Annotated in this window: 18 protein-coding genes; 14 read left to right on the top strand and 4 right to left on the bottom strand. The window is 36.9% G+C overall.

The window, feature by feature from the left end:
- The first annotated feature begins 320 nt into the window (after window positions 1-320).
- The 11 genes from CW736_RS03415 (at window position 321) to CW736_RS03365 (ending at window position 10,976) form a co-directional block, all read left to right on the top strand.
- Window positions 321-911: a Crp/Fnr family transcriptional regulator gene (locus tag CW736_RS03415; RefSeq protein ID WP_101015013.1), complete on the top strand. Its 591-nt coding sequence runs from the start codon at window positions 321-323 to the stop codon at window positions 909-911.
- A 51-nt stretch (window positions 912-962) separates the two neighbouring features.
- Window positions 963-1,838 (top strand): YicC family protein, encoded by an 876-nt coding sequence (locus CW736_RS03410; RefSeq protein ID WP_101012576.1) that lies wholly within the window; start codon window positions 963-965, stop codon window positions 1,836-1,838.
- Entirely contained in the window at window positions 1,838-2,428 is a 591-nt protein-coding gene (gene gmk, locus CW736_RS03405) for a guanylate kinase (RefSeq protein ID WP_101012575.1), read from the top strand. Before CW736_RS03410 ends, gmk begins: the two co-directional genes overlap by 1 nt.
- Window positions 2,421-3,011 carry a nicotinate (nicotinamide) nucleotide adenylyltransferase gene (nadD, locus tag CW736_RS03400; RefSeq protein WP_101012574.1) on the top strand — a complete coding sequence of 197 codons (591 nt, stop codon included), beginning with the start codon at window positions 2,421-2,423 and terminating at the stop codon, window positions 3,009-3,011. Before gmk ends, nadD begins: the two co-directional genes overlap by 8 nt.
- 105 nt (window positions 3,012-3,116) lie before the next feature.
- Window positions 3,117-3,770: a metal-dependent transcriptional regulator gene (locus CW736_RS03395; RefSeq protein WP_101012573.1), complete on the top strand. Its 654-nt coding sequence runs from the start codon at window positions 3,117-3,119 to the stop codon at window positions 3,768-3,770.
- Window positions 3,770-6,082 (top strand): TonB-dependent receptor, encoded by a 2,313-nt coding sequence (locus CW736_RS03390; protein WP_101012572.1) that lies wholly within the window; start codon window positions 3,770-3,772, stop codon window positions 6,080-6,082. Before CW736_RS03395 ends, CW736_RS03390 begins: the two co-directional genes overlap by 1 nt.
- Before the next feature lie 10 nt (window positions 6,083-6,092).
- A complete protein-coding gene (locus CW736_RS03385; RefSeq protein WP_157810871.1) occupies window positions 6,093-6,566 on the top strand; it encodes a thioredoxin family protein in 474 nt (157 codons plus the stop codon).
- A 99-nt stretch (window positions 6,567-6,665) separates the two neighbouring features.
- Window positions 6,666-7,574 carry a metal ABC transporter solute-binding protein, Zn/Mn family gene (locus tag CW736_RS03380; protein ID WP_101012570.1) on the top strand — a complete coding sequence of 303 codons (909 nt, stop codon included), beginning with the start codon at window positions 6,666-6,668 and terminating at the stop codon, window positions 7,572-7,574.
- Entirely contained in the window at window positions 7,574-8,311 is a 738-nt protein-coding gene (locus CW736_RS03375) for a metal ABC transporter ATP-binding protein (RefSeq protein ID WP_101012569.1), read from the top strand. The genes CW736_RS03380 and CW736_RS03375 overlap by 1 nt, the downstream gene beginning before the upstream one ends.
- Before the next feature lie 398 nt (window positions 8,312-8,709).
- A complete protein-coding gene (locus CW736_RS03370) occupies window positions 8,710-9,822 on the top strand; it encodes a metal ABC transporter permease (RefSeq protein ID WP_101015012.1) in 1,113 nt (370 codons plus the stop codon).
- Window positions 9,819-10,976, top strand: a complete 1,158-nt coding sequence (locus tag CW736_RS03365; protein WP_101012568.1) for a metal ABC transporter permease — start codon at window positions 9,819-9,821, stop codon at window positions 10,974-10,976. The genes CW736_RS03370 and CW736_RS03365 overlap by 4 nt, the downstream gene beginning before the upstream one ends.
- Before the next feature lie 188 nt (window positions 10,977-11,164).
- Here CW736_RS03365 and CW736_RS03360 read toward each other — a convergent pair whose 3' ends face one another.
- From CW736_RS03360 to CW736_RS03350, 3 genes are all read right to left on the bottom strand, one after another.
- Window positions 11,165-12,379, bottom strand: coding sequence for an outer membrane beta-barrel protein (locus tag CW736_RS03360; protein WP_101012567.1), 1,215 nt, complete (start codon window positions 12,377-12,379; stop codon window positions 11,165-11,167).
- 23 nt (window positions 12,380-12,402) lie between these two features.
- Window positions 12,403-13,173, bottom strand: a complete 771-nt coding sequence (locus tag CW736_RS03355) for an enoyl-CoA hydratase/isomerase family protein (RefSeq protein ID WP_101012566.1) — start codon at window positions 13,171-13,173, stop codon at window positions 12,403-12,405.
- 143 nt (window positions 13,174-13,316) lie between these two features.
- Entirely contained in the window at window positions 13,317-13,850 is a 534-nt protein-coding gene (locus CW736_RS03350) for a ComF family protein (protein ID WP_232735411.1), read from the bottom strand.
- 198 nt (window positions 13,851-14,048) lie between these two features.
- Between CW736_RS03350 and CW736_RS03345 the strand changes: the two genes are divergently transcribed.
- The 3 genes from CW736_RS03345 to CW736_RS03330 all read left to right on the top strand — a co-directional run bounded on the left by CW736_RS03345 (window position 14,049) and on the right by CW736_RS03330 (window position 18,463).
- On the top strand, window positions 14,049-14,930 hold the full coding sequence (locus CW736_RS03345) for a hypothetical protein (RefSeq protein WP_101012565.1): 882 nt from the start codon (window positions 14,049-14,051) through the stop codon (window positions 14,928-14,930).
- Window positions 14,931-15,158: 228 nt separating this feature from the next.
- Window positions 15,159-16,703, top strand: a complete 1,545-nt coding sequence (locus CW736_RS03340) for a glycine--tRNA ligase (protein WP_101012564.1) — start codon at window positions 15,159-15,161, stop codon at window positions 16,701-16,703.
- Window positions 16,704-17,875: 1,172 nt separating this feature from the next.
- Window positions 17,876-18,463: a CvpA family protein gene (locus CW736_RS03330; RefSeq protein WP_101012562.1), complete on the top strand. Its 588-nt coding sequence runs from the start codon at window positions 17,876-17,878 to the stop codon at window positions 18,461-18,463.
- A gap of 718 nt (window positions 18,464-19,181) precedes the next feature.
- On the opposite strand, the gene CW736_RS03325 is transcribed toward CW736_RS03330, so the two are convergent.
- Complete coding sequence (locus tag CW736_RS03325) at window positions 19,182-20,057, bottom strand: AraC family transcriptional regulator (RefSeq protein WP_101012561.1); 876 nt, start codon at window positions 20,055-20,057, stop codon at window positions 19,182-19,184.
- Between the last annotated feature and the right edge of the window lie 183 nt (window positions 20,058-20,240).

Below are 20,240 nucleotides of genomic sequence, written 5' to 3'. Positions count from 1 at the left end.
ATGTGAAATTCTACTTTCTTATCAAAATAATCAATTAAAGTAAGTCCTACTCGAATTCTATTTTCAAATGCCCTTTCTTATGAATTAAGTGGCTTCTATTCTAGGCTATGTCATTCTCTATGAATAAGATATATGCTGTAATAATTGTTAAAAAGTCGGGAGGCATAAAAAATATTTATAGATATCCCGACTATTTTGGGTCAAATTTATGATAAAGGTTAATCATTAGGTCAATAAGAAAATATTTTATGTAAATTTGAGTTACAAAGATTTTGGACGAAATTTATTTAGGTATTAATGTAATAATTAAATTCAATCTTATGGAATTACCATCGTTTTTATATGATTTAACAGGAGAGGGAGATAAACCATCACTAGAGTATGCTAATGAAATTTTTAGTATGCTTGAGGTTATGAAAGTGCGTAAAAAACAGGTTTTGTTGCATATAGGTGATGTGGCTGATAGTATTTACATTGTTAAATCAGGAATACTTAAAGGTAGTATTATGGATGAAAATGGTAAAATGCATACGGTAAGATTTGTTGCAGATGGTAGTGTGATGACTTCTATGTATAGCTTTATAGATCAAAAACCTTCAGACTTACAAATAGAATGTGTGGAAACAGGTGAAATATTATGTTTTAAACATCAAGATTTTGAATACATGAGTAAATTGTATTCAGGACTTTCTCCTGCATTTCAAAAACTAATGTTGAAGCGTTATCACAATATGCTCGACGAGAAATCTCGTATGATAAGTCACGATGCTACAACTCGTTATGCTAAATTTATCGAACGTTATGACCGTATTGTAGATCGACTGCCGCTTAAAGAAATAGCTTCTTTTTTAGGGATCAGACAACAATCTCTAAGTAGGTTGCGCGGTAAAATGGATGATATAACACGTTGATCAAATCTTCTGCTATTCTTAATGATTATCTTTGCATCAAAAGTGTAGAGAATGATTACTTCTATGACGGGTTACGGTAAAGCCGTCCATCAATTATCAGATAAAAAAATAACGGTTGAGATAAGAACACTCAACAGTAAAAATCTAGATCTTAATATAAGACTTTCTTCCCTATACAGGCAGCAAGAGTTGCCTTTAAGACAAGTTGTTGCAAAGTCTTTATTGCGCGGTAAAGTAGATTTTTCTGTTCATATAGAACAAACAGGCGTCACAGCAAATTCTAAGTTGAATCTTGAATTGGTAGAGGACTATATGAAACAAATGGCGCAATTAGAGGGTGTGCTATTTGAAAATTCAGGTCATAAATTGAAGTTGTTAGAAATGGCTACTCGATTCCCAGATGTCTTTTCACAAGAAAGTAATGAGGCTCCAAAAGAGGATGTCTCAGCTATTCAAAAAACGGCAGAGATGGCAATAATTGCTGTTCAGGAATATAGAGATGAGGAAGGCAATGTCTTAGAGTTAGAATTCAATAAACGCATTACAAATATTAAAGAACTTCTAGAACAGGTTATCGAAGAGGATAAGGATAGGCTTGCAGGGGTGAGAACTCGCCTAGAAAAAGCCGTGTCTGATTTAAAGGAAAAAGTAGATCAAAATAGATTTGAACAAGAGCTCATCTATTATCTAGAAAAATACGATATCACTGAAGAAAAAGTACGATTAGAAAACCATTTGAATTATTTTGTGGAGACTATGGCTAACCCTGAGTCTCAAGGTAAAAAACTCGCATTTATATCTCAAGAAATAGGTCGTGAGGTAAATACCATAGGAAGCAAAGCAAATAACGCTAGCATGCAACAAATGGTAGTACAGATGAAAGACGAATTAGAGAAAATTAAAGAACAACTACTTAACGTATTGTAATGGAAGTATTGCCTAAACTGATTGTTTTTAGTGCGCCTTCAGGAGCAGGGAAAACCACTTTAGTAAGACACTTATTAACTAAAGAAGAACTCAACCTAGCCTTTTCCATAAGTGCGGCTTCAAGAGAAGCACGCGAAGGTGAAGTGGAAGGAAAAGATTATTATTTCTTAGGAACCAAGGAATTCAAGAACCGTATTAGAGCAAATGATTTTTTAGAATTTGAAGAAGTGTATCAGGATCAATTTTATGGAACTTTAAAAGATGAAGTGGAACGACTTTGGGCACAAGGTAAAAACGTCATCTTTGACATAGACGTAGTAGGTGGGCTGCGTTTGAAAGAAAAGTTTCCCAATCGTACACTGTCTATTTTTGTGAAGCCCCCATCTATAAATGAGCTTCAAATACGATTAAAAAAGCGCAAGACAGAAACCGCAGAAAAAATTGCGATGCGTGTTGCAAAAGCCAGTACAGAAATGGCAACAGCGCCCCAGTTTGACGTCATTATAAAAAATGACGACTTATCTGAAGCAAAAGCTTTGGCATATCAGACGGTTCTGGAATTTATAAATAAGAAAGTCAGTGATGGCTAAGAAAAATAACATAGGTTTATATTTTGGCACTTTTAACCCGGTGCACATAGGTCATCTTGCGATTGCAAATTATTTAGTGGAAAGCGGTGATCTAGACGAAATATGGATGGTCATTACACCTCATAATCCTTTTAAGAAGAAAAAGACATTGCTGGACGATTACCAAAGACTTCATATGGTGCATCTAGCTACTGATAATTATGATAAAATTAAAGCTAGTAATATTGAATTCGATCTTCCACAGCCTAATTATACCGTAAATACCTTGGCGCACCTTTCTGAAAAATATCCTGAAAAGGAATTTACACTTATTATGGGAGCAGATAATCTAAAAAGTCTTCATAAATGGAAAAATTACGAAGCAATTTTAGAAGATTATAGCATTATCGTCTATCCAAGGGTTTCCACTGGTGAGGTTCCTAAAGAATTTGAAAATCACCCCAAGATAAAAACCATTCCGGCTCCTATCATGGAAATATCCTCTAGCATGATACGCAAAGGCATTGCAGAAGGGAAAGATCTTCGTTATTTTATGCACCATCAAGTGCAGGAATATGTGGAAGAAATGCATTTCTATAAATAGATGAATAGACAAGTTAAAAAGGAGTATAGATTTTTTATATATCTATTTTTAGGCAAGACTAAAAATTAGTTTACCTTTACAAAAATAATATTTTACCTTTACCAAATGCATTCTATTTCTGAAGAGAATTATATCAAAGCTATTTACCACCTTCAAGAAGGTCAAGCCCTCGTTTCTACAAATGATATTGCTGGACGTATGAAGACCAAAGCATCGTCAGTTACAGATATGCTTAAAAAGCTTGCTGATAAAAATCTAGCAGAATATATTCCTTATAAAGGAGCAAGGCTTACAGAAAGTGGCGTCCAATGTGCAAATCAGATCATAAGAAAACACCGGCTATGGGAAGTTTTTCTTGTTGAAAAGCTAAATTTTTCATGGGATGAGGTTCATGAAATCGCTGAGCAATTAGAGCACATTCAGTCTCCTAAATTAACTAATGAGCTGGATAAGTTTTTGAATTATCCTAAACATGACCCACATGGAGATCCCATTCCAGATTCTAAAGGTAATTATGAGAAATATACTCAAGTAGCTTTAGGGGATTTAGAAATAGGGCAGCAAGGTGTTTTAACTGGGGTTGTAAATACCTCAAGAGACTTTTTACGATACTTAGATAAACACGAGATCAATCTAGGTGCTCAAATTCAATTATTAGAAATAGAAGAATTTGATGGTTCTTGCCGCGTTAAGTCAGATGGTCGAGAATTATATATATCAAAGCAAACAGTAGAAAGCTTATTTGTCAAAATTAAATGATGGAGAAATTAAGATGGAATTTTATCGCTTTAGCTTTTATTTCAAATTTGAGTGCTGCGCAAGAATTTGAACAAAAAGAAATTAAAAGCACTGCTACCATAGAAGGTGTAATTACTAGTGCAAACGAAGTAGTTCCATTTGCAAACATATATGTGCCAAAACTGAAAAAAGGAACTTCTTCTGATCAAAAAGGAGTTTTTAAATTAGAAAATTTACCACAAGGACTCGTTGAAATTAGTGTAAGTGCAATAGGCTATCAAAGTTCTGTTGTAGAGGTGAATTTAAGTGGCGATAAAAAACCATTTATCCTCAAAGTAAATTTAAAAGAAGACCTAGGTTTTTTAGATCAAATAGTTATTACTGGTACGCTCAAACCAGTCAGAAAATTAGAAAGTCCTGTGCCAGTTGAGGTGTATACTCAAAGTTTTTTTAAGAAAAACCCAACACCTTCCATTTTTGAATCTCTACAAAATGTAAACGGTGTGCGGCCACAACTTAATTGTAGTGTTTGTAATACGGGAGATATACACATAAATGGTCTAGAAGGTCCTTATACCATGGTGTTGATTGATGGATTACCTATAGTAAGTGGTCTATCTACCGTATATGGTCTTACTGGTATTCCCCAAGCGCTTATAGAGAGAGTGGAGATTGTGAAAGGTCCAGCATCTACATTATATGGTTCTGAAGCAGTAGGTGGAGTGATCAATGTAATTACTAAAAAGCCAACAGGAGCAAATAAGCTAAGCTTTGATAATTTCACTACATCATGGGGTGAAGTAAGTACAGATGTTGGAACAGGTTATCAATTGTCAGATAAGACCTCTGGTATTTTAGGGGTTAGTTATTTTAATTATCAGAATCCAATTGATAATAACGGTGACGGATTTACAGACATGACTTTGCAGAATAGAATTTCTATTTTTAATAAAATAAACTTTGATAGAGAAGACGGTAAGTTATTCTCCATTGCAGGAAGGTATGTTTATGAAGATAGATGGGGCGGCGAGATGGACTGGACCAGTGCAGACCGAGGTGGAGATGAGGTTTATGGAGAAAGTATTTACACCAGTAGATGGGAAGCCTTTGGAAGATATGATTTGCCTACTGATGAGGATTTGAGCTTTCAATTTAGCGGGAATGGACATTCACAAGATTCATTTTATGGGACCACTTCTTATGATGCAGATCAATACATAGGATTTGGTCAGCTTACTTGGAGTAAAAAACTAGGTTCTTCACATGATTTACTCGCAGGTGCAGCTTATCGTTATACCTATTATAACGACAATACCTTTGCGACCGCAACCGCTGACGGTTTGGGAGACCAACCATCTGTAATTCATTTACCAGGAGTATTTGTACAAGATGAAATAGCTATTACAGATCGCAAAAAGTTATTGTTAGGTGTGCGATATGATTACAATAGTATTCATGGAAATGTGTTTTCACCACGTGTAAATTACAAGTGGTCTTCTCGAGATAAATCTAACGTCCTAAGGCTAAGTGCGGGTAACGGGTTTAGAGTTGCAAATGTATTTACAGAAGATCATGCGGCACTAACTGGTGCTAGAGAAGTTGTTTTTGAAGGAGAATTAGAGCCAGAAACGTCCTGGAATGCAAATGTGAATTATGTGAAAACCTTTAGAACTAAAAACAATACCTTTTTTAACTTGGACGCAACAGCATTCTACACCTATTTTACAAATAGAATACTGCCAGATTATGAGACTGATTTTAACAGGATTATTTATAGCAATCTAGATGGATTTTCAGTTTCTCAAGGAATCTCTTTAAATGCAGATGTTGTCTTTAGAAACGGTTTAAAAGTTCTAGCTGGTGCAACGTTACAAGACGTGTCCATCACGGAAGATGGAGTGCGTACAAGACAAATATTAACCGAAGGATATAGTGGTGTATGGAGTATAAGTTACAAGATAAAACCTTGGGATTTAAACATTGATTATACAGGAAATCTTTATGGACCTATGAGATTACCTCTTATAAGTGATACCGATCCTAGGGATGAATTTTCACCAGTATTTAGCGTTCAAAACATCCAGCTTTCTAAAACCTTTGGGACCCAATGGGAAGTTTATGGCGGTGTTAAAAACCTTTTGAACTTTACGCCGGCATCTAATAGTATTGCAAGAGCATTTGACCCATTTGATGAAGGTGTACAATTTGATCAAAGTGGACAGGCTGTTGCCACACCTAACAACCCTAACGCACTTACCTTTGACCCAAGTTATGTATATGCCAGTAATCAAGGAATAAGAGGTTTTTTAGGTTTTAGATTCCGTATTAATTAATATGAAGTTTATGAAAACTGTTTTATTTATCATATTAGGTTGTTTGTTTCCATTAGTAACGGTTGCCCAAAAAAGCAGCACTGTAAAAAACTATAGTTTTGAAGAACTGGATTTAGTATTTGAGCAAGAAGATAAACCAGCTGTTATTTTTTTACACACACAATGGTGTAAATACTGTAAAGCAATGATAGAAGACACCTTTACAGATAAAAAAGTAACAGCAATAATGAATCAGAATTTCTATTACGTCCCTTTTGATGCAGAAAGTAAAGAAGATGTAATTTTTAAAAATGTAAAATTTAGTTACAAACCTACTGGTCATAGAACTGGAATCCACGAAATAGCTCAAGAGTTGTTAAGTCAAAACGAAGACAAATCATACCCAGTACTTGTACTTATAAATAAAGACCTTGAGATACTTTACCAGTATTCAGGGTTTTTAGATGAACAGGAAGTCACTAAAATATTAACCCAATTTATTTAATGCTAAATCAGGAATATATAAAAACGGATTCCTTATGAATCATTTGATGTCTAAATACAATCTCGCTTTCGCGAAAGCGGAACAATAAAATAAAATCTCATGAAAAAAATAATGTGCCTCTTAACAGTATTATTACTGATAAGCTGCGGAGATAAAAAAGAAGAAAATGGCAAGCTCAAAGTTGTCACTACCACGACTATGATTACCGATCTCGTGGAGAATATAGGGGGCGATTTGATTGAAGTAAATGGACTGATGGGCAGCGGTATAGATCCGCATTTGTACAAAGCCAGTCAGGGGGATTTTAGAAAACTCGATCGAGCAGATGTCATTTTTTATAATGGTTTACACCTAGAAGGCAAGCTGGTTGAGGTTTTTGAAAAAATGAACGAACAAGCAAAAACAACCATTGCTATAAGCGACGGAGTAGCAGAAAACACACTAATAGGCAGCGAGTATTTTGCAAGCAATTACGACCCACACATATGGTTTGATTTAGCTTACTGGAACGATATTAGCGTGTATGTAACTAAAAGACTTTCAGAATTAGACCCAGAAAATGCAGCAGCTTTTGAAGTAAATAGAGATGTTTATTTAAAGAAATTAAAAGAGCTCAAAATAGATCTGGACAAAAAGATAGCAGAGTTGCCTAAAGAAAAAAGAATTCTCGTTACAGCTCACGATGCTTTTAATTATTACGGGAGAACCTTTGACTTTGAAGTAGTAGGGCTCCAAGGAATCTCTACAGCAACAGAAGCTGGGGTAAAAGATGTACAGCGCATTACTGAATTCATTATAGAGAATAAAATTAAAGCTATTTTTATTGAAAGTAGTGTTCCCAGACGTACGGTAGAAGCTTTACAAGCGGCTGTAAACGCACAGGATCATGACGTTATCATAGGTGGCGAGTTGTTTAGCGATGCGTTAGGAAGTGCCGGAACAGAAGAAGGAACCTATATTGGAATGTATAAACACAATGTGAACACAATTGTAAACGCACTTAAATAATGGGAGAAAAAATTGCTGTTGCAGTAGATGACCTTACCGTAGCTTATAACTACAAGCCTGTACTTTGGGATATAGACCTTTCTATTCCAGAAGGCGTGTTGATGGCTATTGTAGGTCCTAACGGCGCAGGAAAATCGACTTTGATCAAGGCTATTCTTGGTATTATCAACCCGATTGCTGGATCTGTTTCTATTTATGGGAAACCTTATAAAAAGCAACGGGATAAGGTGGCGTATGTACCTCAAAAAGGCAGTGTAGATTGGGATTTTCCTACTACAGGTTTAGATGTAGTGATGATGGGAACTTACGGGGCACTGGGATGGATTAAAAGACCAGGGGCTAAGCAAAAAAAGCAAGCCCTAGAAGCATTGGAGAAGGTAGGGATGTTAGCCTTTAAAGGAAGGCAAATCTCACAACTTTCTGGTGGGCAGCAACAACGTATTTTTCTCGCAAGAGCATTGGTACAAAATGCAGCTATCTACTTTATGGACGAGCCATTTCAAGGAGTAGACGCGACTACTGAAATTGCGATTATCAATATTTTAAAGGAATTGCGAAAAGCTGGAAAAACAGTCATCGTTGTGCATCACGATTTACAAACAGTACCCGAATATTTTGATTGGGTGACTTTCTTAAATGTAAAACACATTGCCACTGGTCCAGTAAAAGATATTTTTAATGATGATAACTTGACCAAAACCTATGGGATCAATTATAAAGTGGCGGTTCAAAAATAGATAGGAGTTCAGAATTTCTTTTGAAAAGGTAAAATAATGATAATCATCTCGCTTTCGCGAAAGCGGAAAGAAAGAAAGAAAGAAAAATAAGAAATGAAAATGCCAGTTGGAGCGGTAGTCGAAAACGTTTTGTTGTGAAGCTAAAGCTTATTCTGAAAAGCTACTTCCCTCGAGGGAAGGCTGGGATAGGTGTTAGCAAGGAAAGATTTAAAATACTAAAAAAACCAATGACTGAATATCGAACACCGATTAATGAGTAACGAATATTGAAACAATTAGAATTATAACAGTATACTAATTTGAAATTTCGCTTTCGCGAAAGCGGAACTGCTATAAATAACATAGATAAATGGAAGGCTAAACTGGAGTTTAGTTTTCTTTTTGATTTTGATTTTAAAATGGAACTAACAGATTTCTTTACCGATTATACCCTACGCACCATTACACTGGGAACAGCAGTTTTGGGAGCTATTTGTGGTATGTTAGGAAGTTTTGCGGTATTGAGAAAGCAAAGCCTTTTAGGAGATGCTATTTCTCATGCAGCCTTACCTGGAATTGCACTAGCGTTTTTGTTTACCGGTCTTAAAGATTCTAACGTTTTGCTTTTAGGAGCACTTATCAGCGGTTTAATAGGTACCGTTTGGATACGCGGAATCGTTACTAAAACACATTTAAAAACAGACACTGCCTTGGGATTGATCTTGAGTTTGTTCTTTGGGTTTGGTGAATTGGTGTTGAGTTATTTAAAAAAACAGCCAGATGCAAATCAGGCAGGGTTGGATAAATATTTGTTCGGTCAGGCAGCTACCTTAGTAGAAAGTGATGTGATGGTCATGGTTATTGTCACCGGAATTAGTCTTGCGGTGATGTTGTTGTTTTGGAAAGAATTTAAGTTGTTGCTGTTTGATAAAAATTATGCGTCTACATTAGGCTTTAACACCCGTTTTATAGACGGATTGATCAGTTTTTTTATTGTTCTTGCCATAGTGATAGGTTTGCAAACTGTAGGTGTTGTATTGATGAGCGCCATGTTGCTCGCTCCTGCTGCAGCCGCAAGACAATGGACCAATAGCCTTGGTATGATGGTGCTGCTAGCAGCCGTTTTTGGTATGTTTTCAGGAGTTTTTGGAACAGCCATAAGTGCCACTTATAACAACCTATCAACAGGCCCAGTAATTGTGTTAGTCGCGGCGGTTTTTGTAGCTTTTTCTTTTATTTTTTCTCCGGGTCGTGGAGTTTTATTTAAACAAATACGATTGATTAGAAACCGTAGAGATTTAGAGCTTAAAAAAACACTGTATTTTATGTACGGTATCGTAGAGAAACACGAAGATATTTCCAGACCTCATGCTATTAGAATCCTGAACAGTTTTCAAGGTTTTACTAAAGGTACTTTACGGGCACTTGCCGATAAGAATTGGATAGAAATTCAAGGTCAGGACTGGTCTCTAACAGAAGAAGGGTTTGAAACGGCCCAAAACTTATACAATACTAATATTCCAGAGTCATGAATTCAGAGCTAGCCGTTATATTGATAGCATGTCTTACTTCGGTTGCATGTGCTATACCTGGAGTATTTCTAGTATTGCGTAAAATGGCGTTGATAAGTGATGCGATCAGCCATTCTATACTACCTGGGATAGTCATTGGTTTTTTTATCACAGAAGACCTTGCTTCACCTTGGTTGATCTTGTTAGCTGCCTTTAGCGGGATTATAACCGTTGTTCTTGTAGAAGCCATACAGAAAACAGGATTGGTAAAAGAGGATACAGCCATAGGACTTGTTTTTCCAGCTTTGTTCAGTATTGGAGTGTTGTTGATCTCTGTTTATGCAAGCGATATTCATCTGGATGCAGACGCTGTCCTTGTAGGAAGGCTAGAGTACGCTGCTTTTGATCAATTGATGATTGGGAATGAGAGCTATGGGCCCAAAAGTATGTGGACTATTTCTACTACTTTATTGATCACCTTAGCATTGCTTTTTGCTTTTTATAAAGAATTAAAACTAAGTACGTTTGATATAGGTCTATCCTCTGCTTTAGGCTTTTCTCCTGTTGTTATGCATTACGGATTGATGAGTATAGCTTCGGTAACTACAGTGGTTTCTTTTGATGCCGTTGGAGCTATTTTGGTAGTTGCCTTGATGATTGCACCAGCCGCCTCTGCCTATTTGTTGACTACAGATTTAAATAAAATGATTCTATTATCTGTACTGTTCGGAATTGTGAGCGCTATAGGGGGATATTATTTTGCCGTATGGCTGGACGCTTCCATAAGTGGATCTATTACTACGGTTTTAGGATTGATATTTTTGCTGGTATATCTTTTTGCTCCTTCTATGGGATTGATCGCAGTACTCTTCCGACACAAAAGGCAGCGTATTGAAGTTTCCCTACTGACGTTTTTACTTCACTTGAACAATCATGATAGTGAAGAAGAAAGGAGAGTAGGTCATTTACAAGAACATATCAACTGGGGCAAAGTGCGGTCTAAAACCGTTTTAGATTTAGCTGAAAACAACAACATGATTAGCGTTCAGAACCAAGTCGTTTTTCTTACTAAAAAAGGATTGGAATTCACAGAAAAAGCACTGGATTATATCATTACTAACAAGGATGAAAAAATCGAGGATATGAAAAACGATTTCTTTTTGTTTAGAGGATAGATTAATTGATACGCACGATATATCACAAGGGGCGGAATTAATTCCGCCCCTTGTGATATAAAAAATAATTTTCTAAAATATTAAAACGCTGCCTTAGGTTTTTCTAAGAAGGCTGTAGTTTCTTCTGTAAATTGATCGGTACCGAAGTAAGACTCAAAGTTATAAGCCTTCAAAAAGGAAAAGTAAGCTTAGAATATCGAATAGCCAAATATGATAGATGTAGTGGAATAGTCAGTTTTCCATGAGCTCGATTCCCCCGTTGTAGTTTTAGGAGTATTAAATCTAAATTCTACACTATACTTATTTTGAAATTTATAACCAAAACCAAAAAATAAATTACCTTTTGATTCAATAACGAAATCCACGGCACTGTTTTCAAAATCCACATCTTCTTTTAAGACAAAATCTAGCATATAACCAGCGTTAAGAAATAATTTTGAATTTTCATTTAAATGAAGGTAATGTCTTAAACCTATAGGTAGTTCTATAGAGCTGTAGTCTACGGTTCCAGTTACGAAGTCAGGAAAAGCTGAATCAGGTCTGGTATTTACTTCATACTCAGTTTGATATTGCTGGTACGTGGGTTCTACAAAAATAGACCACTTATAATTGTTGATCGGAGAAATATATTCTAATTCAGTTCCAATTCTAAAACTAGTTTCGTTGTCAAAGTCAAGCTCTAAATTGCCAAATGAGTTTTTGGAGTCGAGCTTTGAGAAATTGATACCAGGTCTTAAGTTAAGCTTAAATATGCCCTTGCCACCCATTTCACTATAGTTAATATAGGACTCGTTTTTGCACTCGTTGTAACTAATGACCAAATCTGTAATATCGGATTGGTAATAGTCGATTCTTTGGAATTTCTTAGGAGCTAGATCTTCACATTTTAGACTATCATAGAGTTGTTTCTTAAATTCATCGTTAGTTCCAACTCCACCTGCCGTTCGGAACCTTTTATAAACAAGCTGTGTTATTTCGGCGTCGCCAACCTTTAGAAAATATTTTAAAACATTACCTTCTTCAAACTTGTAAAGGGATGCTTCACCTTCTACTAATACCTTTAATAACAGATTCTCTTTGTTAAAATTCGGTTGACTATTTTCATCTAAGGAAGAAATGTTTGAAGTTGTTTTTGATCTATCAAGATCAACCGTCCTTTTTAGGTATTTGAACCTATTAAAAACCTCTATTTCTATAATATCCGATGAATTAACAGTCAAAATATCACCAGACTCATTGAGTTTATATTTAAATAGATCTGGGGTTTGGGCACTTCCAGTATCTTTAATAATACAATCAACCCTGCTGCCAGAATTTTCTATAAAGAAACCTGGTTTAAAACTGATTTGGGCAGAGGAAAAAATACCTGAAAATAATAGTGCAATTAAAAGAAGTCGTTTCATGAAGTTAATTTGCTATTATTTGTTTAATTGAATTCTGCCTTACGTTTTTCTAAAAATGCTGTAGTTCCCTCTACAAACTCATTGGTTCCAAAACAAGAGCCGAAGTTATCGATCTCTACTTGATACCCATCGGTACCATCTATATAACCAGCGTTTACCGCGTCTATGGCAGCGCTTAGGGCCATTGGACTATTTCTCATGATTTTAGAAGCTAGTTTTTCACAGGTTGGGATCAGCTCTTCTAAGGTTACCACATGATTCACCAGTCCGTAAGAATGGGCTGTTGCAGCGTCTATCATTCCTGCGGTCATGATCATTTCCATAGCGCGACCTTTTCCTACCAGTTGAGGTAGACGTTGCGTACCTCCATAACCTGGAATCACGCCTAAGGATACTTCTGGAAGTCCGAGTTTTGCATTGTCGCTTGCCACTCTAAAATGTGCCGCCATAGCTAATTCAAGTCCGCCACCTAGCGCAAAACCGTTAACAGCTGCAATCACTGGAGTAGAGCAATTTTCTATCGCATCAAAAAGCGATTCTTGTCCTTTTCCAGCCAGTCTTTTTCCTTCCTCAGGAGAGTAATTAGCAAACTCTGAGATGTCTGCTCCGGCTACAAATGCTTTTTCTCCACTTCCTGTCAGTAGGATTACTCGCGTATCTACATCTTCTTCGGCTGCAGAAATAGCAAGGCTTAACTCTTCAATGGTCTCTTTGTTGAGTGCATTGAGTTTATTAGGTCTATTAATAGTAATCGTAGTTATTTTATTTTCGGTAGCAACTAGAATATTGTTCATCAGAAATTGTTTTTATTTTGATTACTTCAAAAATAAAGCAAATTTTACAATGCTTGGTTGATATGAGCTGCGAGTCTTTGAGTTGATAAGTTGATGAGGGGATGAGTCTTTGAGTTCATGAGTCTTTGAGTCGATGAGTTTTTTTAAACGGATACCGCCATAGTGGCAATGGACAGTTGAATACCTGGATTTTTGTGCAACTCTTTAGCGCAGAGCGCCAGCGTTGTTCCTGTAGTAATCACATCGTCTACAAGAAGAACATGTGTTCCAGGAGCAATTTGTTCCATAAGTTTATAGGGCGATTGCGTCTCGTCACTGCGTTTTACCTGCCCTAGCTGAGCTTGGTTGATCGTGTTGCGGCTTTTGATGAGCACGCTTTCGCGAAAGCGTGCCCCCAATGCAATTGCTAGTTCTTTTCCAAAACCATCTACTTGATTATAGCCCCTTTTTGCACGTCGTTTAGGATGCACGGGTACTGGAATCACCAAGTCTATTTCTTGAAAAGCCGGATCGTTTTGTAGTGCTGCAGCCAGCCACTTACCTAAAAATGCACTGACTTCTTCCCGTCCTTGGTATTTCAATTGATGGATTAATTGCTGTACGACACCTATTTTTTCATAATAAAACAAGCTGGTGGCCGTTTGTACATCAGCGCGAGCAAAGAAGAGTTCTTTCACTTTATCGTCTTTTTCCAAATGATTGAGAGCGATAGGGATTTCAGACCTGCAAGCAGTGCATATCACTTGCTCTCCCGTTGTTAAGCTATGAGTGCAACCCATGCAAACTATAGGAAAGAACAAGTTAATAAAGTCAGAAAACCACGTCAGAACAATTTTTTTTTTAGATTCGTAAGTTATAAAGATAAACAACCCCACATGGCAGAGCAAAAAGACAACCGTATTCTCAAGGTTTTACTAGGAATTTTTATTCTATCCCTTTTAGGATTAGGAGTATGGTCCTACAATACCTATCAAGAAAATGAAGGCATTAAGATAGCATTGAACGATGAAAAAGCACAGATTCAAATGGAGCTGGACAACATCTCATCAGAATATAGCATCGAGATTGAAAAAGGAAATGTGCTAAGTGCCGATCTTACAGATGCGAGGGATCGCATTAAACGATTGGTTGATAGTGTCAGCAAACTAAAAACTGACGTAAAAGTGATTTCCATATTGCGCAGGGAATTAGCCAATATTAAAAAAGACCGTCAATTGCTTCAAGACCGAATCAATACGCTCGAGGTAGTGAATCAGAACCTGGCTTTAGAAAATGAAAACACCTTAGCCGCGTTAAACACCGAGATTATAAAAAGTCAAGATCAAAATTCGACTATAGCTAATTTGAATTCTAACATGGCTCGGGCATCGGCATTGATTCCAACAAATTTCACACCTGTAGGCATTATAGTTAGAAGTTCTGGTAAGCAGATAGAAAACGATCGTGCCAGCCGCGTAGATGACATTAAAGTGTGTTTTACACTTCCAGAAAACCCACTAGCCACTACTGGTGTGACTTCTTTCTATCTTCAAGTGATCAATCCAGACAACAATGTGTTAGGAGAAAATAAATCAAAGGAATTTGATGGGCAAAAGTTGGCTTATTCTAAAGTAGTTCAGTTCAACTACAAGGGTAAAGAACTAGACCTTTGTGAGGTAGTAGGAGTAAATGAAGACAATATTGTAAAAGGACGTTATAGAATTAACCTATACAATGGTCCTGTACTTGTAAGTAGTAGTGAGATGACGTTGAGGTAGGTATTTATTTTATTTCAACCTCTTTTGTTTTTGAGTTCCATCATCTTGTGTTTTAAACAATCGTATTTATAAACGTCGTGCTTCAGAACAGGAGTTTATAAATGTAGGGTATGTTTTCACTAGGCTTTTTGAAGGTAGATATAGGAGATTGTAACGTTCTCGCTTTCGCGAAAGCGAAATACATAAAAATAGCTCAACCATTCCAACGCTTTTTCTATTTTTGCAGCTATGGCAAACAACAACGACGATCAGTTTAAAAAAGTACTCTCCCATGCAAAAGAGTACGGATATGTGTTTCAATCTAGTGAAATTTATGACGGTTTAAGTGCTGTTTACGATTACGGACAGAATGGAGTCGAGTTAAAGAAAAATATCAGAGAGTACTGGTGGCAGGCAATGACGCAGCTCAATCAAGATATTGTAGGTATAGACACGGCTATTTTTATGCATCCTACGGTATGGAAAGCTTCTGGTCATGTAGACGCGTTTAACGATCCATTGATTGACAATAAAGATTCTAAAAAACGCTACCGTGCTGATGTGCTGGTAGAAGATTATTGCGAGAAAAACCTTCAAAAGGCTGAAAAAGAAGTTGCTAAAGCAGCAAAACGTTTTGGTGAAGACTTTGATGCAGCGATGTATCGGGAGACCAATCCGCGAGTGATGGGTTATATGAAAAACGCTACAGAACCTACGGCAAGACTAGCAGAATTGCTACAAGCTGAAGATCTTGCTGGTGTAAAAGCGCTCATAGAAGAACTAGAAATAGCAGATCCTGATACAGGTTCTAAGAATTGGACAGACGTACGCCAGTTCAACCTAATGTTCGGTACTAAAATAGGTGCCAGTGCTGATACTGCTACTGAATTATTTTTAAGACCAGAAACGGCGCAGGGAATTTTTGTCAACTTTTCGAATGTTCAAAAATCTGGACGTATGAAAATTCCGTTTGGAATTGCACAAACGGGAAAGGCTTTTAGAAACGAGATTGTTGCTCGCCAATTTATCTTCCGTCAGCGGGAGTTTGAACAAATGGAGATGCAATATTTTGTAAAGCCAGGAACTGAGTTGGAATGGTTTGAAATCTGGAAAGAAAAGCGCATGGCATGGCACAGATCTTTAGGAATGGGAGATGAGAACTACCGTTTTCACGATCATGAAAAAATGGCGCACTATGCCAATGCAGCGACTGATATTGAATTTGATTTTCCATTTGGTTTTAAAGAACTAGAAGGAATTCACTCTCGTACTGATTTTGACCTGAAAGCTCATGAAGAACACAGCGGTAAAAAGCTGCAATTCTTTGATCACGAAGAAAACAAAAATTATGTTCCTTACGTATTAGAAACTTCTATTGGTTTGGACAGAATGTTTTTAGCGGTTTTTTCTAATTCTCTACAAGATGAGAAATTGGAAGATGGCAGTGAGCGTACGGTTTTAAAATTACCAGCAGTTCTCGCTCCAATAAAAGCAGCGATTTTGCCTTTATTGAAAAAAGACGGACTTCCAGAAATAGCAAACGAGATCATAGACGAATTGAAATGGTCTATAAAAGTGCAGTATGATGAGAAGGACGCGATAGGGAGACGTTACAGAAGGCAGGATGCTAATGGTACACCTTATTGTGTAACTGTTGACCACGACACTAAAGAAGATCATGCGGTAACCGTAAGAGATCGCGATACGATGACACAAGAACGTGTGGCTATTAAAGAACTAAAGAACTACCTAGAATCTCGTGTAAGCATGAGTACTTGGTTGCGTAAGATTTAAAATCACAAGACCTACCGGTTGACGACAAATGAGTCAGCATATAGAGTATAAAAAACCTCAAAGATCTTTGATCTTTGAGGTTTTTTAATTTTCGTAGGGTGAGGATCAACCGAAAAACCCTTTTGGTTGCTCACGTGGCGTTGCCACGATCGTCGCCAATACCGATATTCATCGGCACAAGCTCTGTTTTTCCTTAGAAATAAAGGGAAATGCTTTTAGTTAGTTGTATTGCTTATTAGGGTGATTTATATTGTTTTAGTTGCTTTAAATTTTGTTTCCGCACCCTTTAGGGCTGGGGAACGGAAACAGGAATCTATCGAACTCGAACCTGAACTCGAACTCGAAATCGAACTCGAACCTGAATCTATTCTCAAAAGCCAGTATAAAGAAAATAGTGGTCCTTTCCTTTGGAAAGGATTTAGGATAGGCTAGAGAGCTTGAACTTGAACTTGAACTCGAACTCGAACCTGAATCTATTCTCAAAAGCCAGTATAAATAAAATAGCGGTCCTTTCCTTTGGAAAGGATTTAGGCTAGGCTAGAGAATCTGAACTCGAACTTGAACTTGAACTCGAACTCGAAATCGAACCTGAATCTATTCTCAAAAGCCAGTATAAAGAAAATAGCGGTCCTTTCCTTTGGAAAGGATTTAGGATAGGCTAGAGTACTTGAACTCGAAAAAAGGAGTAAAACTCCTTCCCTTGAGGGAAGGTTGGGATGGGTGTTGCGGTGTTGATGAGGTGGGAATGTATGAAATGAAAAACCGAGGAAGTATACACAGATTCCGCATCAAGTGCGGAATGATAATTAAAAGAATAGCTTCCACCCTTTAGGGTTGGGGAAAGAAGCGGTAAACTGAAGATGAACTTAAACTCGAAATCGAACCTGAATCTATTCTCAAAAGCCAGTATAAAGAAAATAGCGGTCCTTTCCTTTGGAAAGGATTTAGGATAGGCTAGGCTAGAGAACTCGAACTTGAACCTGAACTTGAACTTGAACTCGAACCTGAATCTATTCTCAAAAGCCAGTATAAAGAAAATAGCGGTCCTTTCCTTTGGAAAGGATTTAGGATAGGCCAGAGAACTTGAACTCAAACTCAAACCTGAATCTACTCACAAAAATCAGCAGCACAGTGATGAATTGAGAACAGGTAATTTTCCCTAACTTAGCCCGATGAATTGGTTAGATATAGTTATTTGCATTGTTTTATTAATAGGTCTTTACAAAGGATACCTGAATGGTTTTTTTGTGGAGTTAACTTCTTTAATTGCTCTTATAGCTGCTATATACGGCTCTATTTATTTTTCAAATTTTGCAGGTGATTGGTTGCGGGAACAGGTAGAGTGGGATGATGTTTATATTACTATCGCCAGCTTTATAGTGACCTTCCTGGTGATTATTTTTGTCATTACCTATGTGGGTAAGCTGATTACCAAAGTGATAAAAACCGTCCAGCTTAGTTTTATTAATAAAATTGCAGGAGCAGCTTTTGGCCTTGTAAAAATGGGGTTTTTAGCTAGTGTGATCTTAATGTTTATCAATTCGGCTAGTGGAGAATTTCATATTATCGGAAAGGATATTAGGGAGAACAGTATTGTTTATGAGCACATCGCACCTCTTGCTCCCTTTTTACTTCCTAAAATCCTAGAAGAGGCAGATCGTGTGGACAGACAATTGCGTGCTGATGATCTTGAAGATATGGATGCAGATCAAGAAGACCTCGAGCAACCCCAAGACTCTACAGGGTTTAGTTTTTTCTAGATTTAGAACATTAATTAACTTATTTATTATTCCGCTTTCGCGAAAGCGGAAACGCAACGATCTTTTAATCAGTTGTTTAAAAACTGGCGCGATTTTCGAAATCTCGGCGGTAACTTTTTAACACAACTATGATGAAAACAATTACCGCCTTTTTAGGATCTGCATTTCTTGTTTAAATATGAATGAGCTGTGATAAAGAAATGGTTATAGGAGTTGTCCATTATTTTGATTAAGAGAATTACTTGAGGTTTTACAAGGAAATAATGCTCTTATTTTTGAAAGTTATATAGATATAAACGTACTAACTTTAGGTACTGCGTTTTAGGACTACACTAGGTCTTATATTGTTTAAGATCAGAGGTCTATAAGTATTAACAAGCAATTAACGTGGGGTTGTGATTTTATAGGGAATGATTTTTTAGATCTTTACATAGAGACGATCACACGATAGTATTGTATCATTTACAAAGTAGAACTACCTACATATTCAAAGGCCGCGGATTCATACAATTAAAGAACAGCAGCGACGTTGATAGTACAAAGAATAGAATGCTCGATTTTAATAGAGCTCAGAAGAATAAAGAATAAGGCGGTTGTTACCGCATAAAGATTTGGTTGGTTGGAAGCCGCCTGTGGAGCAGTCTTTGCTTGCAGGCGGTTTTTTTATGAACTTCATTGGCGGAGCGCATGACACCGCCTGATGGAAACTATTTTACTGCTACTTCCCAGAGATATACTTTTTAGGAGTTGTTCCATACTTCTTTTTAAAGGCACTGATAAAATGACTTCCTGTGCTGTAGCCTACTTTTAAACCCACTTCGTTGACATTGTGCTGGCCACCGTCGAGCAGCTGTCGCGCATAATCCATTTTATGGTCTAGGGCAAAACCATAAACCGTATCTCCATAAACCTCTTTAAAACCCTCTTTAAGTTTTTTAAGTGATAAACCTATTTCTCGCGAGAGATCGTTAAGGGAAGGAGGATCAGTCATGCGCTCGATGATAATTTCTTTAGCTCGTTTGATCTTGCGCATGTTTTCTTCGTCGGCTAGAAACGGGCAGGCATCTATATTTGCTTCTTCCTCAGTATTAAAATAGAGGGAGAGCAATTCATAAGACTTTCCTTTAAAATACAATTGTTTGATGGTATCGTTGAGGTTGTAATTCATGAGTTGGTGCAGTGCTACCGCCATAGATGGCGATATTTTACCATCAACATAGTATTTTTTATCCTTATTCTCAGGACTTAAAAAGCTTACGTGTTGTGCGTCTGGAGAAAAAAGAGAGTGAAATTTCTTGATAGAAATCAGCACAGAAATGAACCAAGTTTGTGGACCGATATTCAGATTCATAGGTAAATCTCTCGAAGGATTGTATAGTAAATACGAGTTTTGTTCCTTTAAATCCAGTTGATAACTACCTTCATTAAAAGCCAGTTGCATATTTCCTTTAAGACAATAGTGAAATTGTAAAAAACTACTGTCTACATGATGTAAAAACGAGGCTTTTTCAGCAGTGTCATTTTTTAATCTAATGATGTGAAATCCATCTTCTATAATCGTAATTTCAGCAGCACCTTTAGCGATATTTTCCATGAGTATTCTTATTTAAAACGACTCTAAATAGTGCCTATTCTGCTTTCGCGAAAGCGAGACATACACCACCAATAGCCTATCTTACAGTTTAATTGTGCAAATGTAACTCATAGCGACGAAAAAGGAACCTATAGCGTTATTTTTAAACTAAAAGCTCCACTAATTTTGTCGACTACTACTAAA

This window comes from Nonlabens sp. MB-3u-79, assembly GCF_002831625.1.
Classification (GTDB): Bacteria; Bacteroidota; Bacteroidia; order Flavobacteriales; family Flavobacteriaceae; genus Nonlabens.
The sequence above is the reverse complement of the archived record's forward strand: the minus strand, read 5'-3'. Positions and strand labels throughout refer to the sequence as shown.